The following is a 19,033-nucleotide window of genomic DNA, read 5'->3' on the forward strand; positions in this document are numbered from 1 at the left end:
TGGCGATGGCCTGCTACGAAGAGCGCGTCGATAACGGACAGTCGTGACCCTGTACATCCGTACGGGTACGGCCTCCCTCGCCGAGCAACTACGGCAGTCTACCCGCCGCCACCGGACCGCCCAAATGGATCAACCCCCCGCCCCGGCCGGACCCCCCGCCAGCTCCGCCAGCAGATCACGCAGGACCGGGCCCGCCGACCCCGAACCGCTCTCCGCCTCCTCCACCACACACGCCACCGCGATCTCCCCGTCGTACGCGACGAGCCAGCCGTTGTTGTTCCCGTCCTCCGTCACCTCCGCCGTCCCCGTCTTCGCCCCCACCTCACCCGGAACCCCCGCGAGCACCCTCGCGGAACCGTCCGTCACCGTGTCCCGCATCAGCGACCGCAGCTGCTTCACCACCGCACCGGGCAGCGGCCTCGTCTCCACCGCCGGCTGCTCCGTCCCCCGCACCAGCAACGGCTGGCGAAACGTCCCCGACACCGCCGTCGCCGTCACCGACGCCATCGCCAGCGGATTCGTCCGCAGCCTGCCCTGCCCGAACAGCGCCGCCGCCTTCTCCGTCTCACCCCCGGGCACCGGCACCTCCGCGTCCACCGAACCGACCCCGGTCCTCCACTCGGGCCCGATCCCGAAGTACTCCTTCGCGAACACGGTCATCTCGTCGTTCGCGAGACGCCCCCGCAGCGCCACGAACGCCGTGTTGCACGAATGGATGAAGTCCTCACGGAACGACGCCCCCCGGATCTCCGAGGTCTCCACGTTGTGGAACTGCTTCCCGACCGTCAGGTACTTCGGGCAGTCCACCCGCGACTCCGGCGTCACCGCCCCCTTCGCCAGCAGCGCCGCACTCGTCACCACCTTCCACGTCGACCCCGGCGCGTACGTGCCCTGAAAGGCCCGGTTGAAGCCGCCGGCCGGCCCGTTCGCCACCGCGACCACCTCGCCGCTGTCGATCCGCACCGCCACCAGGCCCGCGTTCCGCCCCTCCGCGTGCCGGGCCAGCGCCTTCTCCGCCGCCCGCTGCGTCCGCGCGTCGATCGTCGTCCGCAGCGGACCGCCACCCTCCCCGGGATCCGGCCCGAACCGCACCGCCGTCGCCTTCCGCTCACCCGTGATCCGGTCCACGACCTGCACCTCGCCCCGCGGCTTCCCGCCACCGAGACCCAGCACCGACACCAGCGACGGATGCTCCACCGCCGAGATCGCCCTCCCGTCCCGGTCCACCGCCGCGAGCTCCGCCGACTCCTCCTCCACCAGCTTGAACCGCTGCGCGGCGCTGAGCTGCGGATGGATCAGCGGCAGCTCCCACCGCACCCGCCACCCCGCCTCCGTACGCGCCACCGCCAGCTCCGAGCCGTACACCCACGTCCCCAGCTCCGCCACCGGCATCTTCGCCCGGTACGCGACACGGGCACCCGCGCCCGCCGCCCCGTCCACCCGGGCCGCGCCCGCCGTCAGCACCGGCTTCGAGATCTCCAGCCCCGCCGTGAAGTTCCGCAGGGTCTCCTCCGCCTTCGCCGGCGAGTCCGTCAGCCGCGCCGCGGCCGGTAGATCCCCCGCCGCCCAACTGCTCAGGAACGCCCGCGCCGTCCGCACCGCCTCCGGATCGGCCGCCTCCGGCGCCCCGTCCCCGCCCCCCTTCAGCGGCCCGTACACGACCGCCCACCCCGCGGCACCCGCCACCAGCGCACCCGCCACCACCGCCGCGGGCCACCGGCGCCGCCGCCGCACCCGCCCCCGTCCCGCCCTTGCCCGATGAGTCGTCATACCGGCAGCGAAACAGACACACGTACGACCGGTCCAAGACGCATATCACGATGAAAGCAATAGCCGAATGACTATCCTTCCTGCTCATGGACCTGCTCCTGCACCTGCGGTACTTCAGGACCGTCGCCGAGGAACAGCACTTCGGCCGCGCCGCGGCCCTCCTGCGCATGGCCCAGCCCTCCCTCTCCCAGCGCATCCAGCGCCTCGAACGCGAACTCGGCGTCCGCCTCCTCGACCGCGGCGCCCGCGGCGCCACCCTCACCCCCGCCGGCCGCCTCGTCCTCGCCGAGACCGACGAGCTCCTCGCCGCCGCCGACCGGCTCGCCGCCACCGTCGCCCGCGTCCACAGCGGCGCCGCCGGCACCCTCCGCGCCGCCGTCCCGCCCGGCCTCGGCGCCACCGCCGTCGCCGCCCTCCTCACCGCCTTCCGCGACCGTTCAGCCGGCGCCACCCTCGACCTCCGCGAACTCCCCACCACCGAGCAGACCGCCGAACTCGCCGCCGGCACCCTCGACGCCGGCATCGTCCGCCACCCCTGCCCCGCCCCCGGACTCGCCTTCGGCCCCACCCTCCACCAGCCCCTCGGCGCCCTCCTCGCCGCCGACGACCCGCTCGCCGGCCGGCCCGAACTCCCCGCCGCCGCCCTCACCGGCCGCGACCTCGTCCTCTTCCCCCGCGCCGAGGCCCCCGCCCTCCACGACGAGACCCTCACCGCCTGCGCCCGCCACGGCTGCACCCCCGCCACCGTCCTCGCCGCCACCGGCCCCGACTTCACCCGCGGCCTCGTCCTCTCCGGCGGCGCCGTCGCCCTCGTCCCCCGCACACCCGACGAGGCCGGAACCGTCTGGCGCCCCCTCCACGGCACCACCGTCACCTGGCGCACCTCGACGGCCTGGCCCGAGGGCAAGGACAGCCCCGCCGTACGGCTCTTCACCGACACCGCCCACGCCGTCCTCCGCGAGCACGCGGACATGCGCACCGCCCCCTCGGCGAGGATGGTCTTCCCCCGCCCCGCATCGGAGTTCCCCCTGTGACCGCGCACGCCGCCGCCCGCCGCCGCATCACCGCGGCCTTCGCCGACGCGGGCGTCACCGGACAGCTCCACGCCGTCGACATCGACACCGGCACCGCCCTCGGCATCGGCTCCGACACCCTCGTACCGACCGCCAGCGTCCACAAGCTCTGCCTCGTCGCCACCCTCTACCGGCAGTCCTCGCTCGGCCTCGTCGACCCCACCCGGCCCGTCGACATCCCCGCCGCACACCGCGCCCCCGGCGCCACCGGCCTCTCCGTCATGCGCGACGCCGCCCGGCTCTCCCTCCGCGACCTCGCGAGCCTCGCCGTCGCCGTCAGCGACAACACGGCCGCCGACCTCCTCTGGGACGCCCTCGGCCTCGACACCGTCAACGCCACCATGGCCGGCCTCGGGCTCACCCGGACCCACGCCGTCCAGACCATGCGGGAGCTCCTCACGACCGTCCGCGAGGACGCCGCCGGCGAACCCTCCGCACTCACCGACCCCGCCGTCGTCACCCGGCTCCGCGCCCTCGACCCCACCCGCACCAACCGCTCGACCCCCCGCGAGATCACCGCCCTCCTCACCGCCGTCTGGCGCGACGAGGTCTGCCCCGGGGAGTACGGCGAGGAGCTGCGGGCCCTCCTCGGCCTCCAGGCCTGGAACCACCGGCTCGCCGCCGGCTTCCCCTTCGACGACGTCCGGGTCAGTGGCAAGACCGGCTCCCTGCCCACGCTCCGGCACGAGGCGGGCGTCGTCGAGTACCCGGACGGCGGCCGGTACGCCGTGGCGGTCTTCACCCGCGCGGCCTCCACGGACGTCACCCTGCCGGCGGCGGACGCGGTGATCGGCGGGGCGGCGAGGATCGCGGTGGACGCGCTCAGGACATGAGACTCAGGACATGAGGAAGGGCCGTTTCCCCCGATGGGGGAAACGGCCCTTCCTCACGAAAACCTGGTGACTCAGTGCTCCTCGAAGAGGCTCGTCACCGAGCCGTCCTCGAACACCTCGCGCACGGCGCGGGCGATCGTCGGCGCGATCGACAGGACCGTGATCTTGTCGAGCTCCAGGGCGCCCGGAACCGGCAGCGTGTCCGTGAAGACGAACTCGCTGACCTTGGAGTTCTTCAGACGGTCGGCGGCCGGGCCCGACAGGATGCCGTGCGTGGCCGTCACGATGACGTCCTCGGCACCGTGCGCGAACAGGGCGTCCGCGGCGGCGCAGATCGTGCCACCGGTGTCGACCATGTCGTCCACCAGGACACAGACGCGGCCCTTCACGTCACCGACGACCTCGTGGACGGTGACCTGGTTGGCGACGTCCTTGTCACGGCGCTTGTGCACGATCGCCAGCGGGGCGTCGAGACGGTCGCACCAGCGGTCGGCGACCCGCACGCGGCCGGCGTCCGGGGAGACGATCGTCAGCTTGGTGCGGTCGACCTTCGCACCCACGTAGTCCGCGAGGACCGGGAGGGCCGACAGGTGGTCCACCGGGCCGTCGAAGAAGCCCTGGATCTGGTCGGTGTGCAGATCCACGGTCAGGATGCGGTCCGCGCCCGAGGTCTTCAGCAGGTCCGCGACCAGACGGGCCGAGATCGGCTCGCGACCGCGGTGCTTCTTGTCCTGACGGGCGTAGCCGTACGAAGGGATGATCACGGTGATGCTCCGGGCCGAGGCCCGCTTCAGAGCATCGATCATGATCAGCTGCTCCATGATCCACTTGTTGATCGGAGCCGTGTGGCTCTGGATCAGGAAGCAGTCCGCACCGCGGGCCGACTCCTGGAAGCGGACGTAGATCTCACCGTTGGCGAAGTCGAACGCCTTGGTGGGAACGAGACCGACGCCCAGCTGGTGCGCGACCTCCTCGGCCAGCTCGGGGTGGGCGCGGCCGGAGAAGAGCATCAGCTTCTTCTCGCCGGTCGTCTTGATCCCGGTCACAGCACTGTCTCCTCAGACGTGTTCTCTGGCCGCGGTCCCACGCCCTGCGAGCGCGTGTGCGAACCAGCCGAATTTGTGTGCACGTATCACGGTACGCCGAGTTCGACGCACCCGTTTCCGGTCAGCTTTCGCTTGCGGAGTCCTCAGAGGCGACCAGAGCGGCCTGCGCGGCAGCGCTGCCGGGCCGCTTGCGGGCCACCCAACCCTCGATATTCCGCTGCTGGCCCCGGGCCACGGCCAGTGCACCGGCCGGGACGTCCTTCGTGATCACGGACCCGGCTGCGGTGTAGGCGCCGTCCCCGATCGTGACGGGAGCCACAAACATGTTGTCCGAGCCGGTCTTGCAGTGGGAACCGACCGTGGTGTGGTGCTTGGCCTCGCCGTCGTAGTTCACGAACACGCTCGCGGCGCCGATGTTCGAGTACTCGCCGATGGTCGCGTCGCCGACGTACGACAGATGGGGGACCTTCGTGCCCTCGCCGATCGTCGCGTTCTTCATCTCGACGTACGTGCCGGCCTTGGCCTTCGGGCCCAGGTTCGTGCCCGGACGGAGGTAGGCGTACGGGCCCACGGAGGCGCCCTCGCCGACGACGGCGGTGTCCGCGACGGTGTTGTCCACCCGGGCGCCCTTGCCGACGCGGGTGTTCAGCAGGCGGGTGTTCGGGCCGACCACGGCGTCCTCGGCGATGTGCGTCGCACCGAGCAGCTGCGTACCCGGAAGGACGACGGCGTCGGCCTCGAAGGTGACGGTCACGTCCACGAGGACGGAGGCGGGGTCGACGACCGTGACGCCGGCCATCATGGCGCGCTCCAGCAGCCGCTGGTTCAGCAGGGCGCGGGCCTCGGCGAGCTGCACGCGGTTGTTGATCCCGAGGATCTCGCGGTGGTCGCCGGCGACGGAGGCGCCGACGCGGTGCCCGGCCTCGCGCAGGATCGACAGCACATCGGTGAGGTACTCCTCGCCCTGGCTGTTGTCCGTCCGCACCTGGCCGAGCGCCTCGGCGAGCAGCTTCCCGTCGAACGCGAACACACCGGAGTTGATCTCGCGGATGGCGAGCTGCTCGGCCGAGGCGTCCTTGTGCTCGACGATCTCGGTCACCGCGCCGGTCTCCGCGTCCCGCACGATCCGGCCGTAGCCGGTGGAGTCCGGCACCTCGGCGGTCAGCACGGTCACGGCGTTGCCGTCGGCGGCGTGCGTGCCGGCCAGCGCCCTGAGGGTCTCGCCGGACAGCAGCGGCGTGTCACCGCACACCACGACGACGGTCCCCTCGGGAGCCTTGCCCAGCTCCTCCAGCGCCATGCGCACGGCGTGCCCGGTGCCGTTCTGCTCCTCCTGCACGGCGGTCCGGGTCCCGGCGTAGTGCTCCTCCAGGTGACCCCGCACCTGCTCACGGGCGTGCCCGACGACCACGACGAGGTGCTCGGGTTCGAGCTCCCGCGCGGCGGACACGACGTGCCCGACGAGCGAACGCCCGGCGATCTCGTGCAGGACCTTGGGGGTCTTCGACTTCATGCGGGTGCCCTCACCCGCTGCGAGGACGACGACGGCTGCCGGGCGGTTGGCGCTCACGGGAATGCCCTTCGGCTTTGGGTGGTGGACGCACGAAGGATACCGGGGGGCCGGGGGGCGGACATGAGTGCGGGTCCTGACCGTCACGGTCAGGACCCGGGTGAAGAAGCTCCCCCGCCAGGACTCGAACCCGGACATAAGGCACCAAAAGCCTCAGTGCTGCCAATTACACCACAGGGGATGGCGTATGGGGCTTAAACGGACAAATCGTCAGTCGTGCGCCCCGGCGGCATCCACTATGCCGTACCAGGCGCCTTCCGTGCGACGGTATAGCTCCGCGTGATCGACTCCGAGCCCCCGCCCGGAACGGCTGATGAGCGGCACGCCCGTAGGGTGGAGGGCATGACCACGACGGGGGCAGACCGGGACGCTGCGGGCGTTCGTTCGGGGAGTTGGTGGTGGTGGGGGAGGTGGCGCAGTGTCGTTCTTGATGTGGGGCTCGCCCTGCTGTCCGCGCTGGAGTGCGGGCTCCAGGGGATCGGGTTCGCCGAGAAGGCCGGGCTGCCCGTGCCCGTCGGGGTGCTCTTCGGGCTGATCGTCGGGTCGACGCTGCTCGTGCGGCGGCGGTGGCCCATCTCCGTCGTCCTCGTCTCGATGGCCGTCACGCCCGCCGAGATGGGCTATCTGATGGGGATCGTCGGGCTCTACACGCTCGCCGCCTCCGAGGTGCCGCGCCGTATCACGGCCGTGCTCGCCTCCATGTCGACGGTCGCCGTCTTCGTCGTGACCTTCGTCCGCTTGCGGCAGGACATCGCGCAGGCGGACGTCGGGGAGCCCGACATCGACCCGAGCGGCTGGTACGTGCCCGTCGTGTCGCTCTTCATGACCCTCGGGCTCAATGCGCCGCCGGTGCTCTTCGGTCTCTACATAGGGGCTCGCCGCCGGCTCATGGAGAGCCTGCGCGAGCGCGCCGACAGTCTGGAGCAGGAGCTGTCCCTGCTGGCCGACCGTGCCGAGCAGCGCGCGCAGTGGGCGCGGCAGGAGGAGCGGACCCGTATCGCCCGCGAGATGCACGATGTCGTCGCCCACCGGGTGTCGCTGATGGTCGTGCATGCCGCCGCGCTCCAGGCGGTGGCGCTGAAGGATCCGCAGAAGGCCGTGCGGAACGCGGCCCTGGTCGGTGACATGGGCCGGCAGGCGCTGACCGAGCTCCGCGAGATGCTCGGGGTCCTGCGCGAGGGGGCCGTGCCCGTCGCCCCGGCCGCGGTGCCTCTGGCCGCCGTGGGCCGGGCCGCTGCCGCTGCCGCCGAGGCCGCCGCCGAGGACGGGCCGCGCCTGGACGCTCTGGAGGCGCTGTGTGAGCAGTCGCGGCTCGCCGGGGCCGTCGTGGAGTTCCTGGTGTTGGGGGAGCCGAGGGCGTATCCGCCGGAGGTGGAGCGTACGGCGTACCGGGTCGTCCAGGAGGCGCTGACCAACGTCCACAAACACGCCGCCGGGGCCTCGGTCGTGGTCCGGCTCGCCCACCGTGAGGCCGAGGTCGCGATGCAGGTCGAGAACGGCCCCTGTCCCGCCGACGCCGCGGTCGCCGACGTGCAGCTGCCGAGCGGTGGCAACGGGCTCGTCGGGATGCGGGAGCGGGTCCTGCGGATCGGCGGAGTCTTCGTGTCGGGTGCGACGGACGCGGGCGGGTTCCGGGTGTCGGCCGTGCTGCCGGTCGGGGAGTGAGCGGGGCGGCGCCCTAGCCCGCCGTGAGGCGCGTCGGCTGGACGCCGTTGATCAGTGTCGACAGTGCCGCGTCGATGTCCCTGCCGAGGAACCAGTCGCCCGCGTGGTCCAGGCTGTAGACCCGGCCCTCGACGTCCATCGCCAGAACGGCCTGGTGCTCGCCCTCCTCCCCCAGTGGCGCGAGCTCGCTCTCCAGGGCGCGTCCCAGGTCGGAGAGGGACCGCGCGAGGTGGAGCCCGGCCAGCGGGTCGAAGCGGACGGTCGTGGGAGCTATCTGCCGCCCGTGCCCCGGAGCGGTGATCCGCAGACCGCCGAATTCCGCCCAGGCCTCGACGGCCGCGGGGAAGACACTGTGCCGGTGACCGGCGGGGGAGACGTGGGCGCGCAGCGCGTCGGCCCACTCTTCGGCGAGCTTGATGTCCCAGCGGCCGGGCTGCCAGCCGGCCTCGCGGAGGACGGCGTCGACGTTGACCGGGAAGCGCGTGGTGCTGAGGTGGTCGGGCATGGGTGTGCGGTCAGCCGTTCTCGACAGGTTTCGTGGGATCGACGGGGCGGACCCCGAAGTGGGCGAGCATCGCCGTGCAGGAGCGGCAGGGCGCCACGTAGCTGCCGTGCAGAGGGTCGCCGTCCTCCCGGATCCGCCGCGCCGTGAGCTTGGCGTGCTTGAGGGACCGGCGGGCCTCGCCCGCGGTGAGCGGTTTCCGCTGGGCGCGCTTGGAGCGGCCGCCCTCGGTGGCGGTGAGGTGCCGCGAGAGCAGGATCGCCTCCGGACATCGCCCGGTGAACCGCTCCCGCTGACCACTCGTGAGGGTGTCCAGGAAGTCCTGGACGAGTGCGTGCAGGAGGGGCGGGCGGTCGCCGCGCCCCGCGGTGCATGTGAGCGTCTCGCCGCGCACGGAGAGGGCGGCCCCGACGGTGGGAAGGATTCCGTCGCGACGGTGGAGCAGTGAGGGCGCCCGCGTGGCCTCGGCGCTGCTGCTCCAGTTGAGGCGTGGGTCACCCTGTGTGGGCGTTGTTGCTGTGTGCATGGTGCTCGTCTTCCCCTCCTGCAATCCCCCGAGTTGCGTGGACAGCCTGCCAAATAGGGAGCCATATGGGGAAGCTGGGGCGCCGAAAGGCGCGCTCGGTGTGTCGGAACCATGGTGCAACTGTCATGACGTCGTGACACTTGGTCACCGTCGGGCCGGGGCAGTTCGGGCTCTTGTGGCAGCGCATAGGCTGTGCCAGATCAGTCGGTAGCAGCAGCAGTCAGCGACGCCAGTGCAGGGGGCAACCGCCATGACGACAGGTCGGCTCGGGCAGGACACCGCGCCACCGAACGCGGCCTATGCCGGGCAGGTCGTGCATTTTCCGGACCCGGTCCGCGCCGCCCGTCACCCCAGAGGGGTACGGATCGACGAGCACGGCCACCCGGACTTCTCGCCGTACGCGCGCGCGGCGGCGGAGATCGCCGACCCCCCGGAGGGCTTCGGCGTCGACGAGCTGCGCCTGACGGACTACGTGTCGGCGAACGCGGCGATGGCGGCGACCGGTCATGAGCTGTGGGACACGATCCCGTCGGTGGCGACCCCGCACGGCTGGACCTGGCACCACGTGGCCCGCAGTCGCCGCATGGAGCTCGTCCCGGTCGAGGTGAAGGCGTTGCTGCGCCACCACGGTGGAGTGGCGACGGCGGCCGTCGACCACACGAAGCGCGGCACGCGACCGCTCCAGGAGACCCGCCCCGCGCACTTCGGTCTGCCGAAGACGCTCGTCTCGGTGTCGGAGCTCCAGCTCCAGGGCGTCGAGGAGGACCTCGGGTACCGGCTGCCCGGCGCGTACCGGTCCTTCCTGAAGGCGGCGGGCGGCTGCGCGCCGGTGGGCACGGCCCTCGACGCCGAGCTCGGGCTCCTGGTCGACCAGCCCTTCTTCACGGTGCGGGAGCAGGCGGGGACGAATGACCTCGTCTACGTCAACAAGTGTCTGCGCGACCACCTGACCAAGGACTTCCTCGGCGTCGCCTTCGTCCAGGGCGGTCTCGTCGCGGTGAAGGTACGGGGTGACGCGATCGGTTCCGTGTGGTTCTGCGCGTACGACGACGCCCGGGACTCCGGTCCCGAGGCGGCCGGCTGGACGGTGGCCGAGCGGGTGGAGCGGCTGCTGCTGCCCTGCGGCGAGGACTTCGACGCCTTCCTGCAGCGGCTCGCCGGCAGCCCGCCGGAGCTGGAGACGGTGGCGAACCTGATGGTGGACGGCGGCTTCGCGCGCGCCGTGCCCGTGGTCCCGGTAGGGGAGTGAACTGGCTGTGGTGACGTTCGCGCAGGCGCAGGAGCGCGCCGAGGAATGGATCAACGGTGACCTGCCGGCGTACCAGCACCGCGAGGTGCGGGTGCGGGAGTTCGAGCTGGGCTTCGTGGTGTGGTCGGAGGACCGCCAGGGCGGTCCCGTCTCGGACGGCGGCCGGCAGCGGCTGGTCATCGCCCGCGACAGCGGCGAGGCCACGCTGTGGCCCGGCCTGCCGGTCGGCGAGGTGATCCGGCGGTACGAGGAGGAGTACGGCTCCCCGGAGGAGGCGCCCGCCCCGGCGCCCCAGGCGGCCCGGGTCGACCTCAACCAGACGTCGTTCCTGCTGAGTCCGCCGGAGTGGCTGCAGGATGCGGCGGACCGGATCGGACTGCCGCCGCAGGGGCCGAACGCCTCGCAGGAGGGCGGGAGTTCCTCCGCCCCGTCCGACGACACCTCGGACACCACCCCGCCGCCTGCGGCGGTGCCTGCGGCGGCACCTTCGGTGCCCGCGCCTTCGGCCGGGCCTGCGCCCTCGGCTGCGTCGCCGTCGTCTTCGCCTGCGCCTTCCGTGCCCGCGCCGGCGTCTGCCCCTGGGTTCGCGCCTCCGGCCGCCCCTTCGTCTTCGGCCGACGATGCGCCTTCGGCGTCGTCGTCTCGGCCTGAGTCCGCGTCCGGGCCCGGGTCTACGCCCGTGCCCGCGTCCGGGCCCGGGTTTGCGTCCGTGTCTGGGGCTGGCGCTGCGTCCGCGTCCGGGCCTGGGTCTGCTCCTGCGCCCGCGTCTGCCCCCGGGTTCGCACCTCCGCCCGCCCCTTCGTCTCCGGCCGACGCTGCGCCTTCGGCTCCCGCGTCCCGGCCTGAGTCCGCGTCCGGGCCCGGATTCGCGCCTGCGTCCGGGCCTGGGGGTGCGTCCGAGTCCGGGGCTTCGGTGGCTTCGGCGCCGTCCGGCTCCGGTGGGCGTGACCACGAGGGTGAGTCCGTGGCCTCCGGATCGGCCGGGGCGGCTCCGGCCATTCCCGCGCAGGCCGCGCCCGCGGCTCCGCCCGTGGCGCCGTCGGCTCCTTCCGTAGCCGCCCCGTCCGCTCCCGCGGTGAGTCCGTGGGCGGACGCGAACGCGAGTTCCGGTGGTGCGGACGGCGCCGTCCCGCTGCCCGCGACCGTGTTCGCGCCGCCGCTGTCGGGGACGGACGACGAGGACACCCCGCCGCCGGTGGTCGGTGCCGACGCGCCGACCGCGCTGATGAAGGGGGGCAGCGCGCTGCCCCCGACCGCGGTGGCCCCGCGGCTGAACCCGGCCGCGCCGCCTCCGGCCCAGCCCGCGCCTCCCGGTCCTCCTGCGCCTCCGGCGCCGGCGGCCGGGCCCGGTGTGCCGCCTCCGCCGCCCGCGCCGCGGGCGCCGGGCGCGGGGGACATCGCGGACGCCGCGACGAGCAAGGCCTCGCTGCCGCCGAAGGGCGGGCGCGGTCCGGTGACGCCGCCTCCGCCGCCCGGCGTGCCCGGCGCGCCCGGTGGGACGGGCGCCCCCGCGTACGTACCGACGCAGCTGGTGTCCCAGCTCGGACCCGAGGGCATCCAGCCCCCCGGTCCGCCGCAGCCCGCTCCTCCGGGGCCTCCCGGTCCTCCCGGGCCGCCGGCGCCGCCGCAGCCCGTGCACCAGGCGGCGACGATGCTGGCGCACCCGAACCAGGGCGGTCCCGGCGCGCCTCCGCCGCCCCCGCCGCCGCCGGGTGTGCCCGGCGGTACGCCCGCGGGCGGTGTCGCGCACGCCGCGACGATGCTGGCGCATCCCGGTCCGGGCGGGCCGTCGATGGCGCCGCCGCCGGGGCCGCCGGCTCCGCCTCCGCCGGTGCACGGCGGGCACACGCCGCCGCCGGGCCCCGGGCCGGTGCCTCCCGCGTACGGGTATCCGCAGGCCGCCGGTCAGCCGACGGTCGGTCCCGGCTACCAGGCGGTGCTGCGCTACCGGGCGCCCGACGGTTCCGAGGCGCAGATCATCCGGCGTTCGGCGCCGGGCACCCCGCATCCGGAGTGGCAGATCCTGCACGAGCTGCGCGCGATGAACGTGCCGCCGCAGCAGGTGCTCGAACTGCACACGGAGCTGGAGTCCTGTGAGCTGCCGGGTGGTTACTGCGCGCGGATGATCCGGGAGACGTGGCCGCAGGCGCGGATCACGAGCATCGCCCCGTACGGTCGCGATCACGCGGGCCGGCAGCAGGGCATGCGGCAACTTCTGACGCATCAGGGTGAGTTGCACCAGGTCGCGGACGGTCCGGCGCGCCCCGCGCCGGTGCGGGCGCCGCTGCCGCAGGTGCAGCCGGCTCCGCCGGTGCCGCCGGAGGCGATCGCGCAGGAGCTGGCCGGGGCCTTCGGTCCGGGTGTGCTGCGCTTCGACCAGCACGCGGTGTCGCGTCAGGGCGTGCCGGAGCTGGTGGCGCGGACGCTGGTGTGGGCGGGTCTGCCGGCGGACTTCGGTCCGTTCTTCTGGGCGCAGCCGGCCGTGCCGGTGGTGCCGACGCTCGCGGAGCTGGCGGCTCAGCGGCAGGTGGGGGCCGCGCCGGACGCGAGCTCGTACCTGGTGCTCGGTTCCGACTTCGGGCGGGCGATCTGTGTCCAGTACGGAACCGCGCACATCGTGGCGGTGCCGGTGGAGGCCGGTCCGGGCGGGCAGTCGGTGCCGCCGCAGTTCGTGAACACCGGACTGCCGGAGTTCACGCGCTCGATGGCGCTGCTGGGCCGGATGTGGCGGCTGCGCTTCGGGCTCAACCCGGAGCAGGCGGGCCGCTGGACGGTCGACTTCCAGGCGCAGTTGGCGATGCTGGACCCGGCGGCGCTGTCGTCGCCGGAGAACTGGTGGTCGGTCCTGCTGGAGCAGATGTGGGACGGGCTTCTGTAGGCGTCCGCGGACCGTATCTGTAGGCCCAGTCGGACAGAATGTGACGAAAGGCGCTCGACGTGTATCCACGTTGGGCGCCTTTTGTCCGTTCTGATGGCGCATCCTGTACGGGTCGGGCCGTAGGACGGAAGGGGCGTCAGGGATGAGTTTCGCAGTCGGACGGGGGCGCGGGTACCGCCCCGAGCAGGTCGACCGCCTCCTCGCCGCGCTCTCCGAGGAGCGCGACGGGGCGTGGGAGCGGGCGGCGCGGCTCACCGTCCTCGCGAAGGACATGGAGGCGGAGGCGGCGCGGCTGCGCGAGGTCGTCGAGGGGCTCGCGCCGCAGCGGTACGAGGCGCTGAGCGACCGTGCGCGGAACATCCTGGCGATGGCCGAGCTGGAGGACGAGACGCTGGTCCGTGCCGCGGAGGCCGACGCGCAGGCCCTCGCGGAGGCGGCCGACGCGGCGGGCCGGGAGGCGGCGGAGTCGGCCCGGGCGTACGCGGAGGGTGTCCGGTCCGCGGCCGAGTCGGCGGCCCGCGCGGGCCTGACGGCCGCGCGCGAGCGGGCCGAGGGACTGGCGACGGAGGCGGGCCGCGAGGCGGAGGAGCGGCGGTCGGCGGCGCGCGAGGCGTTCGAGGAGACCGAGCGCCGGGCGGCGGAGCTCCTCGCCGAGCAGCGGGCCGAGCAGACGGCCGTACGGGACGAGGCCGAGCGCACGGCGGAGACCGAGGCGGCCGAACTGGACGCGCGCCACGAGGAGCTGGCGACCCGCGCGCAGGAGCGGCTCGCGGAGGCGCAGCGGGCCCTCGCGGAGACCGAGGAGCAGGCCCGGCACGGCCAGGAGGACGCGGAGGCGCGCGCCGAGGAGGTGCTCGCGGAGGCCCGGATGAAGGGGGAGCGGGTCGAGCGCGAGACGGAGCGGGTGCTGCGGGAGCACGACGAGGCGCGGGACGAGATCCACGGGCACATGGAGCACATCCGCAACTCCCTCGCGGCACTGACGGGACGAGTGGCGGGTCCGGACCGGGACCCGGAGCAGGAGCAGGACTCGGGACAGGAGCAGGAGCGGGGCTAGGACCCGGACCCGGACCCGGAGCAGGAGCAGGACTCGGGGCAGGAGCAGGAGCGGGGCTAGGACCCGGACCCGGACCCGGACCCGGAGCAGGAGCAGGAGCAGGAGCTGGGCCAGGGCCCGGCCCCGGACCCCGGGCAGGGCTCGCCGCCGGACCATGAACCGGCCTACAGAGGGGACGACTTGACGAAGACGTGCGGCTCCTGGGGCCGGATCGCTCCGGGGCCGCGGCGACGCTCCGGCGGCTCCGGCGGCTCGACGTAGGCTCCCCTCCCATGCTGATGAGACTGACGGCGGTGACCCTCGACTGCGCCGACCCCATGGCCCTCGCCGAGTTCTACCGGCGGGCCACCGGGCTGCCCCTCGCCGAGCGTTCCGACGACGGGTTCGCGGGCCTCGCCCGGGGCCCCGGCTCGTCCGGCCTCTTCCTCGGCTTCCAGCGGGTCGACGGCTACCGGCCCCCGTGCTGGCCGGGCCAGGACGTCCCGCAGCAGCTGCACCTCGACTTCGACGTCGACGACCTGGAGGAGGCGGCGGCCCGGCTCGTGGAGTGGGGTGCGACCGTCCCCGCCTTCCAGCCCGAGCCGGAGCTGTGGCGGGTCGTCCTGGACCCGGCGGGCCACCCCTTCTGCCTGACGGTCCCGCGCAAGCCGGCTCAGGACGCCTGAGGAGTCCGTTCGAGCAGCGCGAGGCCGAGTTCGCTCGCGCGGTAGTAGACCTCGCGCCGGTACCGGTGCGAGGTCACCAGGCCCGCCTCCCGCAGGACGGCGAGGTGCTGCGACACCGCGCCGACGCTCAGCCCGGTCTGCCGGGCGAGGCCCGTGGTGGTGGCCGGGGTGCTCGTGCGGCTCAGGAGACCCGCCCGGCTGCGCCCGAGGAGCCGGGCGAGCCCGTCCCCGGACTCCGTCCGCCGCTCCCACAGGGTGCCGATGCCGCGCGCGGGATAGACCAGGCACGGCGGGACGCCGTCCCGTCCGGGAACCAGGACGCACCGGGCCGCGAACGCGCTGGGGGCGAGCGTGATCCCGCCCCCGCCGAGGGAGGGGCCCGCGGCGGACAGGCCTGCCGAGGTGATCCGGTCGTCCGAGGTGAGCCGGCCCTCCACCCACCGCAGGCCCGGGTGGAGGCGGGCGAAGACCTCCTGGAAGCCGTCCTCGGCGAGCTGCCGCGTGCGGTAGGCCAGGTCCGCCTCCAGTACGGCCCTGACGCGGGGCCAGTACGGCTCCAGCCCCGCCCGCCACCAGGAGAGCAGCGCCCGCGCCAGCTCCGCCGGTCCGGCGAAGGCGGCGAGCTCCTCCTCGATCCCGGAGAGCGGGCAGCGCGGGGGAGGGACGAGGCCTTCGAGCTCCGGGAGGTGCGGGAGCAGCGCCGTACGCTCCCCGCCGATCGTCAACGCCTGCTTGATCCAGGGGAGATGGAGGGCGTGACGCCCGGGGTCGGCGGTCGCGCGCAGTGCGGCGACCGTCTCCCAGAGGGGCGACACCGCGAACCTGAGCTGTGCCAGGTCGTCGACCCCGAACCGTATCTCCCCCACCGGAGCCCCTCCGTGAGCCCACGAGCTTTTCGCCCAGACTAAAACAATGGCCGGTCCCCACGGCGGCTGATGGTGTTCCCCGACATGACCACCACCCCTCTGGCCACCACGGCCACCCCGAACACGCCCGACGCCCCTCCCCGCCCCCGCCTCGTCCGTCTCGCGGACTTCCGGCGGCTGTGGATCGGCGACACCGTGAGCCAGGCCGGTACGGCCGTCACCGTCCTCGCCCTGCCCCTCGTGGCGATCGGACCGCTCGGAGCCTCGCCCTTCGAGGCGGGGCTGCTCGTGATGTGCGAGTACCTGGGCTTCCTGCTCCTCGGACTGCCCGCCGGGGCCTGGGTCGACCGGATGCGCAGCCGCCGGGTCATGATCGTGGGCGATCTCGGCCGGGCGGCGCTGCTCGCCACCCTGCCCCTCGCCGCCTGGCTGGACGCCCTGACGCTGGCCCAGCTCTACGCGGTCGGGTTCGGGCTGTCCGTCCTGACGGCCTTCTTCGACATCGCGTACCAGAGCCACCTGCCCCGGCTCGTCGACGAGGACCGGCTCGTGGAGGCGAACGTGGCCCTCGAAGCGTCCCGTACGGTCACGGCGGCGGGCGGCCCCGGCGCGGCCGGCGCGCTGATCGCGGCGGTGACGGCCCCGGTGGCGCTCGCCGTCGACGCCCTCAGCTTCCTCGCCTCCGCGCTGTTCCTCTCCCGGATCCGCCGCCCCGACCCCAAGCCCGCGCGCCGCCCCGAGGCCCGGCTGCGGGACGAGATCGCCGAGGGACTGCGGTTCGTGTTCCGCGACCGGCTGCTGCGGGCGCTCACCCTCACCGCCGCCATCTCCAACCTCTGCGGCACGATCGGCACCTCGATGCTTCTCGTGCTGCTCGCGGGGGAGTTGGGGCTGTCACCGTTCCTGTGCGGACTCGTCTTCACGGCGGAGGCGCTCGGCGGCTTCCTCGGCAGCCTGCTCACGACCCGCGTCGCCGCCCGCCTCGGCGAAGGGCGCGCGATGTGCGTCTCCGTCGCGGTCAGCGGGGTCCTGTGGCTGCTCGCGCTGCCGTTCCTCCACGCCGACTGGCGGTACGCGGTGGCCTGCGTGCTCCAGGGCCTCGGCTGGGTCGCCTTCATGACCTTCCGGATCAGCTCGGTGGCCCTCCGCCAGCGCCGGACCCCGGCCCTGCTCCTCGGCCGCGTCACGGCGACCTTCCGCTTCGTGGTGTGGGGCTGCATGCCGCTGGGCGCGCTCGCCGGCGGCCTCCTCGGCCAATACGCGGGGGTCCGGACGGCGCTGTGGGCCGGGGCGCTGGGCGAACTGCTCGCGGTGGTGCCGCTGCTGCTGGTGGTGCGGGGGCGACGGAACCGGCTTGACCCTCACGTTGCGTGAGGCCGGAAGGTGGGCCCATGAGCGACTACTACCACGCGTTCGAGATGAGTCCCGTGCCCTCTCCCGGCCCGGACGCGGCTCCGCCGGAGCTGTTCCGCGGCATCTACGGCATGCCCGCGTTCGTGACGATCCCCACGACCGATCTGGCGGCGTCGGTGGACTTCTGGACCCGTGGGCTCGGCTTCTTCGAGCTGTTCGGCATCCCCGGCACACTGGTCCACCTGCGCCGGTGGGCGTTCCAGGACGTACTCCTCGTCCAGGCGGCGAGCGTCCCGGAGCAGGCACCGGCGACGAGCTTCAGTTTCGCGTGCGTACTGGGCCAGGTCGACTCCCTCGTCGAGTCCTGTCGTGCGCTGCGCCCGGACGCGGTCGACGGACCACGGGACACCCCCTGGAACACCCGCGACGTGGAGGTGATCACCCCCGAGAACGCACGGATCGTCCTCACCGCGGCGAAGCCCTTCGACCCGGCGAGCCAGGAGGCGCGGAACCTCGCGGCCATCGGGATCACCCCACCGGCCGCCGGCCACGGAGACAATGAGGAGCATGCCTGACGCCACTGACCCCACTGACACCGATGGACTGACCGTCGGGCAGGTCTCGTCGCGCCTCGGCGTGACGGTCCGCGCGCTGCACCACTGGGACGAGACCGGTCTGGCGCGACCCTCGCTGCGCAGCGCGGCCGGCTACCGGCTCTACACCGCCGGTGACATCGAACGCCTGCACCGCATCGTCGTCTACCGGGAGCTCGGCCTCGGCCTGGACAAGATCCGGGCCGTCCTGGACGACGCGAGCACCGACGTGCCCGGCGCGCTGCGGGCGCAGCGCGCCCAGGTCGCCGAGCGGATCGACCGTCTCCAGCAGCTCGGCGCCGGCCTGGACCGGATGGTCGACGCCCACGAGCGCGGCATGCTGCTGACCGTCGAGCAGCAGGCCGCGATCTTCGGCTCCCAGTGGAACCCGGACGGGCCCGCCGAGGCCCGTCAGCGCTACGGAGACACGACGCAATGGCGGCAGTACGCCGAGCGCGCGGCGTCTCGCGGCCCGGAGGAGTGGCAGGTCGTCGCCGACGCCACGGCCGGCCTGGACCGCGCCCTCGGGGACGCGATGGACGCCGGTGTCGCACCTGGCAGCCCGGAGGCGAGCCGACTCGTCGCGCGGCACCGCGAGGTCTTCGCCTCGTACTTTCCCCTCACGCGGCAGATGCAGGTCTGCCTCGGCCGCATGTACGAGACCGATCCGGGATTCGCCACCCACTACGACGGCATCCGCCCCGGCCTCGCCACGTGGTTCCGTCGCCTCGTCGACGCCGACGCGCGTGCCCATGGCATCGACCCCGACACGGCGACCTGGCAGTAAGAGGGAGGACCTCTCAAGGCAGGACCTCTCAAGGCAGGACCCCTCAAGGGAGGACCCTCAGGCGAGGGCGCACTCCGCCCACACCGTCTTCCCCGGTGCCCCTGCCCTCGGGTGCCAGCCCCAGCGCTCGGCGAGCCCGTCGACGAGCAGCAGCCCCCGGCCCCCGTCCGCGAGGTCCGGACCGGGGCCGGGGAGCTGTCCGGGCCGGGGCGGTACGCGCTCGGTGCGGGTGTCGGACACCTCGATCCGCGCGACGGGCCGCGGCACGTCCGTGACCCGGAGGACCAGCTGGAAGTCCCGTCCCGGCACGTGTCCGTGCCGCACGGCGTTCGTCGCCAGCTCGGCGGCGACCAGGACGACCGTCTCGTGCGCCGCGCTCCCGAACGGAACGCCCCACTCGTCCAGCCGGACGGCGGCGAGCCGGCGCGCGAGCCGGGCACCCCGCGCGGTCGAGGTGAACCGGAGGGCGAAGACCTTGCTGACCAAGTGAGGTGTGAAGCACTTGAGTTGGGTGATGCCGGTGGGGCCGGGGTTGTTGCTCGTCATGCTCACCAAGGTCCTCTTGGTGGCGTAGCGTGACCAGTGGTGACGCACCGACGC

The 19,033-nt window shown here is 73.6% G+C and carries 17 protein-coding genes and 1 tRNA gene; 10 read left to right on the plus strand and 8 right to left on the minus strand.

The window, feature by feature from the left end:
- Window positions 1–129: 129 nt before the first annotated feature.
- A complete protein-coding gene (locus ACF08F_RS23690) occupies window positions 130–1,770 on the minus strand; it encodes a penicillin-binding transpeptidase domain-containing protein (RefSeq protein ID WP_392300524.1) in 1,641 nt (546 codons plus the stop codon).
- An 86-nt stretch (window positions 1,771–1,856) separates the two neighbouring features.
- Here ACF08F_RS23690 and ACF08F_RS23695 point away from each other — a divergent pair, with 86 nt between their 5' ends.
- On the plus strand, window positions 1,857–2,804 hold the full coding sequence (locus ACF08F_RS23695; RefSeq protein ID WP_392300525.1) for a LysR family transcriptional regulator: 948 nt from the start codon (window positions 1,857–1,859) through the stop codon (window positions 2,802–2,804).
- Window positions 2,801–3,676, plus strand: coding sequence for a serine hydrolase (locus ACF08F_RS23700; RefSeq protein ID WP_392300526.1), 876 nt, complete (start codon window positions 2,801–2,803; stop codon window positions 3,674–3,676). Before ACF08F_RS23695 ends, ACF08F_RS23700 begins: the two co-directional genes overlap by 4 nt.
- 71 nt (window positions 3,677–3,747) lie before the next feature.
- Here ACF08F_RS23700 and ACF08F_RS23705 read toward each other — a convergent pair whose 3' ends face one another.
- The 3 genes from ACF08F_RS23705 to ACF08F_RS23715 form a co-directional block, all read right to left on the minus strand.
- Entirely contained in the window at window positions 3,748–4,722 is a 975-nt protein-coding gene (locus ACF08F_RS23705) for a ribose-phosphate diphosphokinase (RefSeq protein ID WP_361856662.1), read from the minus strand.
- A gap of 121 nt (window positions 4,723–4,843) precedes the next feature.
- A complete protein-coding gene (gene glmU / locus ACF08F_RS23710) occupies window positions 4,844–6,292 on the minus strand; it encodes a bifunctional UDP-N-acetylglucosamine diphosphorylase/glucosamine-1-phosphate N-acetyltransferase GlmU (protein WP_392300527.1) in 1,449 nt (482 codons plus the stop codon).
- A 109-nt stretch (window positions 6,293–6,401) separates the two neighbouring features.
- Window positions 6,402–6,473 (minus strand) — tRNA-Gln (locus ACF08F_RS23715).
- 161 nt (window positions 6,474–6,634) lie between these two features.
- On the opposite strand from ACF08F_RS23715, the gene ACF08F_RS23720 reads away from it, so the two are divergent.
- Window positions 6,635–7,957, plus strand: coding sequence for a sensor histidine kinase (locus ACF08F_RS23720; protein ID WP_392300528.1), 1,323 nt, complete (start codon window positions 6,635–6,637; stop codon window positions 7,955–7,957).
- A 13-nt stretch (window positions 7,958–7,970) separates the two neighbouring features.
- Here the strand turns inward: ACF08F_RS23720 and ACF08F_RS23725 are convergent, their stop codons facing one another.
- Both ACF08F_RS23725 and ACF08F_RS23730 read right to left on the minus strand, forming a co-directional pair.
- Window positions 7,971–8,462, minus strand: a complete 492-nt coding sequence (locus tag ACF08F_RS23725) for an SUKH-3 domain-containing protein (protein WP_392300529.1) — start codon at window positions 8,460–8,462, stop codon at window positions 7,971–7,973.
- Window positions 8,463–8,472: 10 nt separating this feature from the next.
- Window positions 8,473–8,985, minus strand: coding sequence for a YwqJ-related putative deaminase (locus tag ACF08F_RS23730; protein WP_392300530.1), 513 nt, complete (start codon window positions 8,983–8,985; stop codon window positions 8,473–8,475).
- A 250-nt stretch (window positions 8,986–9,235) separates the two neighbouring features.
- Here ACF08F_RS23730 and ACF08F_RS23735 point away from each other — a divergent pair, with 250 nt between their 5' ends.
- From ACF08F_RS23735 to ACF08F_RS23750, 4 genes are all read left to right on the plus strand, one after another.
- Complete coding sequence (locus tag ACF08F_RS23735; protein ID WP_392300531.1) at window positions 9,236–10,234, plus strand: SMI1/KNR4 family protein; 999 nt, start codon at window positions 9,236–9,238, stop codon at window positions 10,232–10,234.
- Between the two features lie 7 nt (window positions 10,235–10,241).
- The gene (locus tag ACF08F_RS23740) at window positions 10,242–13,112 is read left to right on the plus strand and encodes an SUKH-4 family immunity protein (protein ID WP_392300532.1); all 2,871 of its coding nucleotides are present in this window, start codon (window positions 10,242–10,244) and stop codon (window positions 13,110–13,112) included.
- Window positions 13,113–13,254: 142 nt separating this feature from the next.
- Window positions 13,255–14,169 carry a cellulose-binding protein gene (locus tag ACF08F_RS23745; protein WP_392300533.1) on the plus strand — a complete coding sequence of 305 codons (915 nt, stop codon included), beginning with the start codon at window positions 13,255–13,257 and terminating at the stop codon, window positions 14,167–14,169.
- A gap of 272 nt (window positions 14,170–14,441) precedes the next feature.
- Window positions 14,442–14,834, plus strand: a complete 393-nt coding sequence (locus ACF08F_RS23750; protein ID WP_392300534.1) for a VOC family protein — start codon at window positions 14,442–14,444, stop codon at window positions 14,832–14,834.
- Here the strand turns inward: ACF08F_RS23750 and ACF08F_RS23755 are convergent.
- Complete coding sequence (locus ACF08F_RS23755; RefSeq protein ID WP_392300535.1) at window positions 14,822–15,700, minus strand: DUF5937 family protein; 879 nt, start codon at window positions 15,698–15,700, stop codon at window positions 14,822–14,824. The genes ACF08F_RS23750 and ACF08F_RS23755 overlap by 13 nt on opposite strands.
- 84 nt (window positions 15,701–15,784) lie before the next feature.
- Between ACF08F_RS23755 and ACF08F_RS23760 the strand changes: the two genes are divergently transcribed.
- The 3 genes from ACF08F_RS23760 to ACF08F_RS23770 are packed head-to-tail and all read left to right on the plus strand — an operon-like array spanning window position 15,785 to window position 18,433.
- Window positions 15,785–17,074 (plus strand): MFS transporter, encoded by a 1,290-nt coding sequence (locus ACF08F_RS23760; RefSeq protein WP_392300536.1) that lies wholly within the window; start codon window positions 15,785–15,787, stop codon window positions 17,072–17,074.
- A 17-nt stretch (window positions 17,075–17,091) separates the two neighbouring features.
- Complete coding sequence (locus ACF08F_RS23765) at window positions 17,092–17,628, plus strand: VOC family protein (RefSeq protein WP_392300537.1); 537 nt, start codon at window positions 17,092–17,094, stop codon at window positions 17,626–17,628.
- Window positions 17,621–18,433 (plus strand): MerR family transcriptional regulator, encoded by an 813-nt coding sequence (locus tag ACF08F_RS23770; RefSeq protein ID WP_392300538.1) that lies wholly within the window; start codon window positions 17,621–17,623, stop codon window positions 18,431–18,433. Before ACF08F_RS23765 ends, ACF08F_RS23770 begins: the two co-directional genes overlap by 8 nt.
- A 57-nt stretch (window positions 18,434–18,490) precedes the next feature.
- Here ACF08F_RS23770 and ACF08F_RS23775 read toward each other — a convergent pair whose 3' ends face one another.
- A complete protein-coding gene (locus ACF08F_RS23775) occupies window positions 18,491–18,979 on the minus strand; it encodes an ATP-binding protein (RefSeq protein ID WP_392300539.1) in 489 nt (162 codons plus the stop codon).
- Window positions 18,980–19,033 lie beyond the last annotated feature (54 nt).

It is taken from the genome of Streptomyces sp. NPDC015130 (assembly GCF_043080005.1).
GTDB lineage: Bacteria > Actinomycetota > Actinomycetes > Streptomycetales > Streptomycetaceae > Streptomyces.

Bases quoted from the DNA above. Each gene is read 5' to 3' on its own strand.
- ACF08F_RS23690 (WP_392300524.1), bottom strand. From the start codon at position 1,770: ATGACGACTCATCGGGCAAGGGCGGGACGGGGGCGGGTGCGGCGGCGG.
- ACF08F_RS23695 (WP_392300525.1), top strand. From the start codon at position 1,857: ATGGACCTGCTCCTGCACCTGCGGTACTTCAGGACCGTCGCCGAGGAA.
- ACF08F_RS23720 (WP_392300528.1), top strand. From the start codon at position 6,635: ATGACCACGACGGGGGCAGACCGGGACGCTGCGGGCGTTCGTTCGGGG.
- ACF08F_RS23725 (WP_392300529.1), bottom strand. From the start codon at position 8,462: ATGCCCGACCACCTCAGCACCACGCGCTTCCCGGTCAACGTCGACGCC.
- ACF08F_RS23730 (WP_392300530.1), bottom strand. From the start codon at position 8,985: ATGCACACAGCAACAACGCCCACACAGGGTGACCCACGCCTCAACTGG.
- ACF08F_RS23735 (WP_392300531.1), top strand. From the start codon at position 9,236: ATGACGACAGGTCGGCTCGGGCAGGACACCGCGCCACCGAACGCGGCC.
- ACF08F_RS23745 (WP_392300533.1), top strand. From the start codon at position 13,255: ATGAGTTTCGCAGTCGGACGGGGGCGCGGGTACCGCCCCGAGCAGGTC.
- ACF08F_RS23750 (WP_392300534.1), top strand. From the start codon at position 14,442: ATGCTGATGAGACTGACGGCGGTGACCCTCGACTGCGCCGACCCCATG.
- ACF08F_RS23760 (WP_392300536.1), top strand. From the start codon at position 15,785: ATGACCACCACCCCTCTGGCCACCACGGCCACCCCGAACACGCCCGAC.
- ACF08F_RS23765 (WP_392300537.1), top strand. From the start codon at position 17,092: ATGAGCGACTACTACCACGCGTTCGAGATGAGTCCCGTGCCCTCTCCC.
- ACF08F_RS23770 (WP_392300538.1), top strand. From the start codon at position 17,621: ATGCCTGACGCCACTGACCCCACTGACACCGATGGACTGACCGTCGGG.
- ACF08F_RS23775 (WP_392300539.1), bottom strand. From the start codon at position 18,979: ATGACGAGCAACAACCCCGGCCCCACCGGCATCACCCAACTCAAGTGC.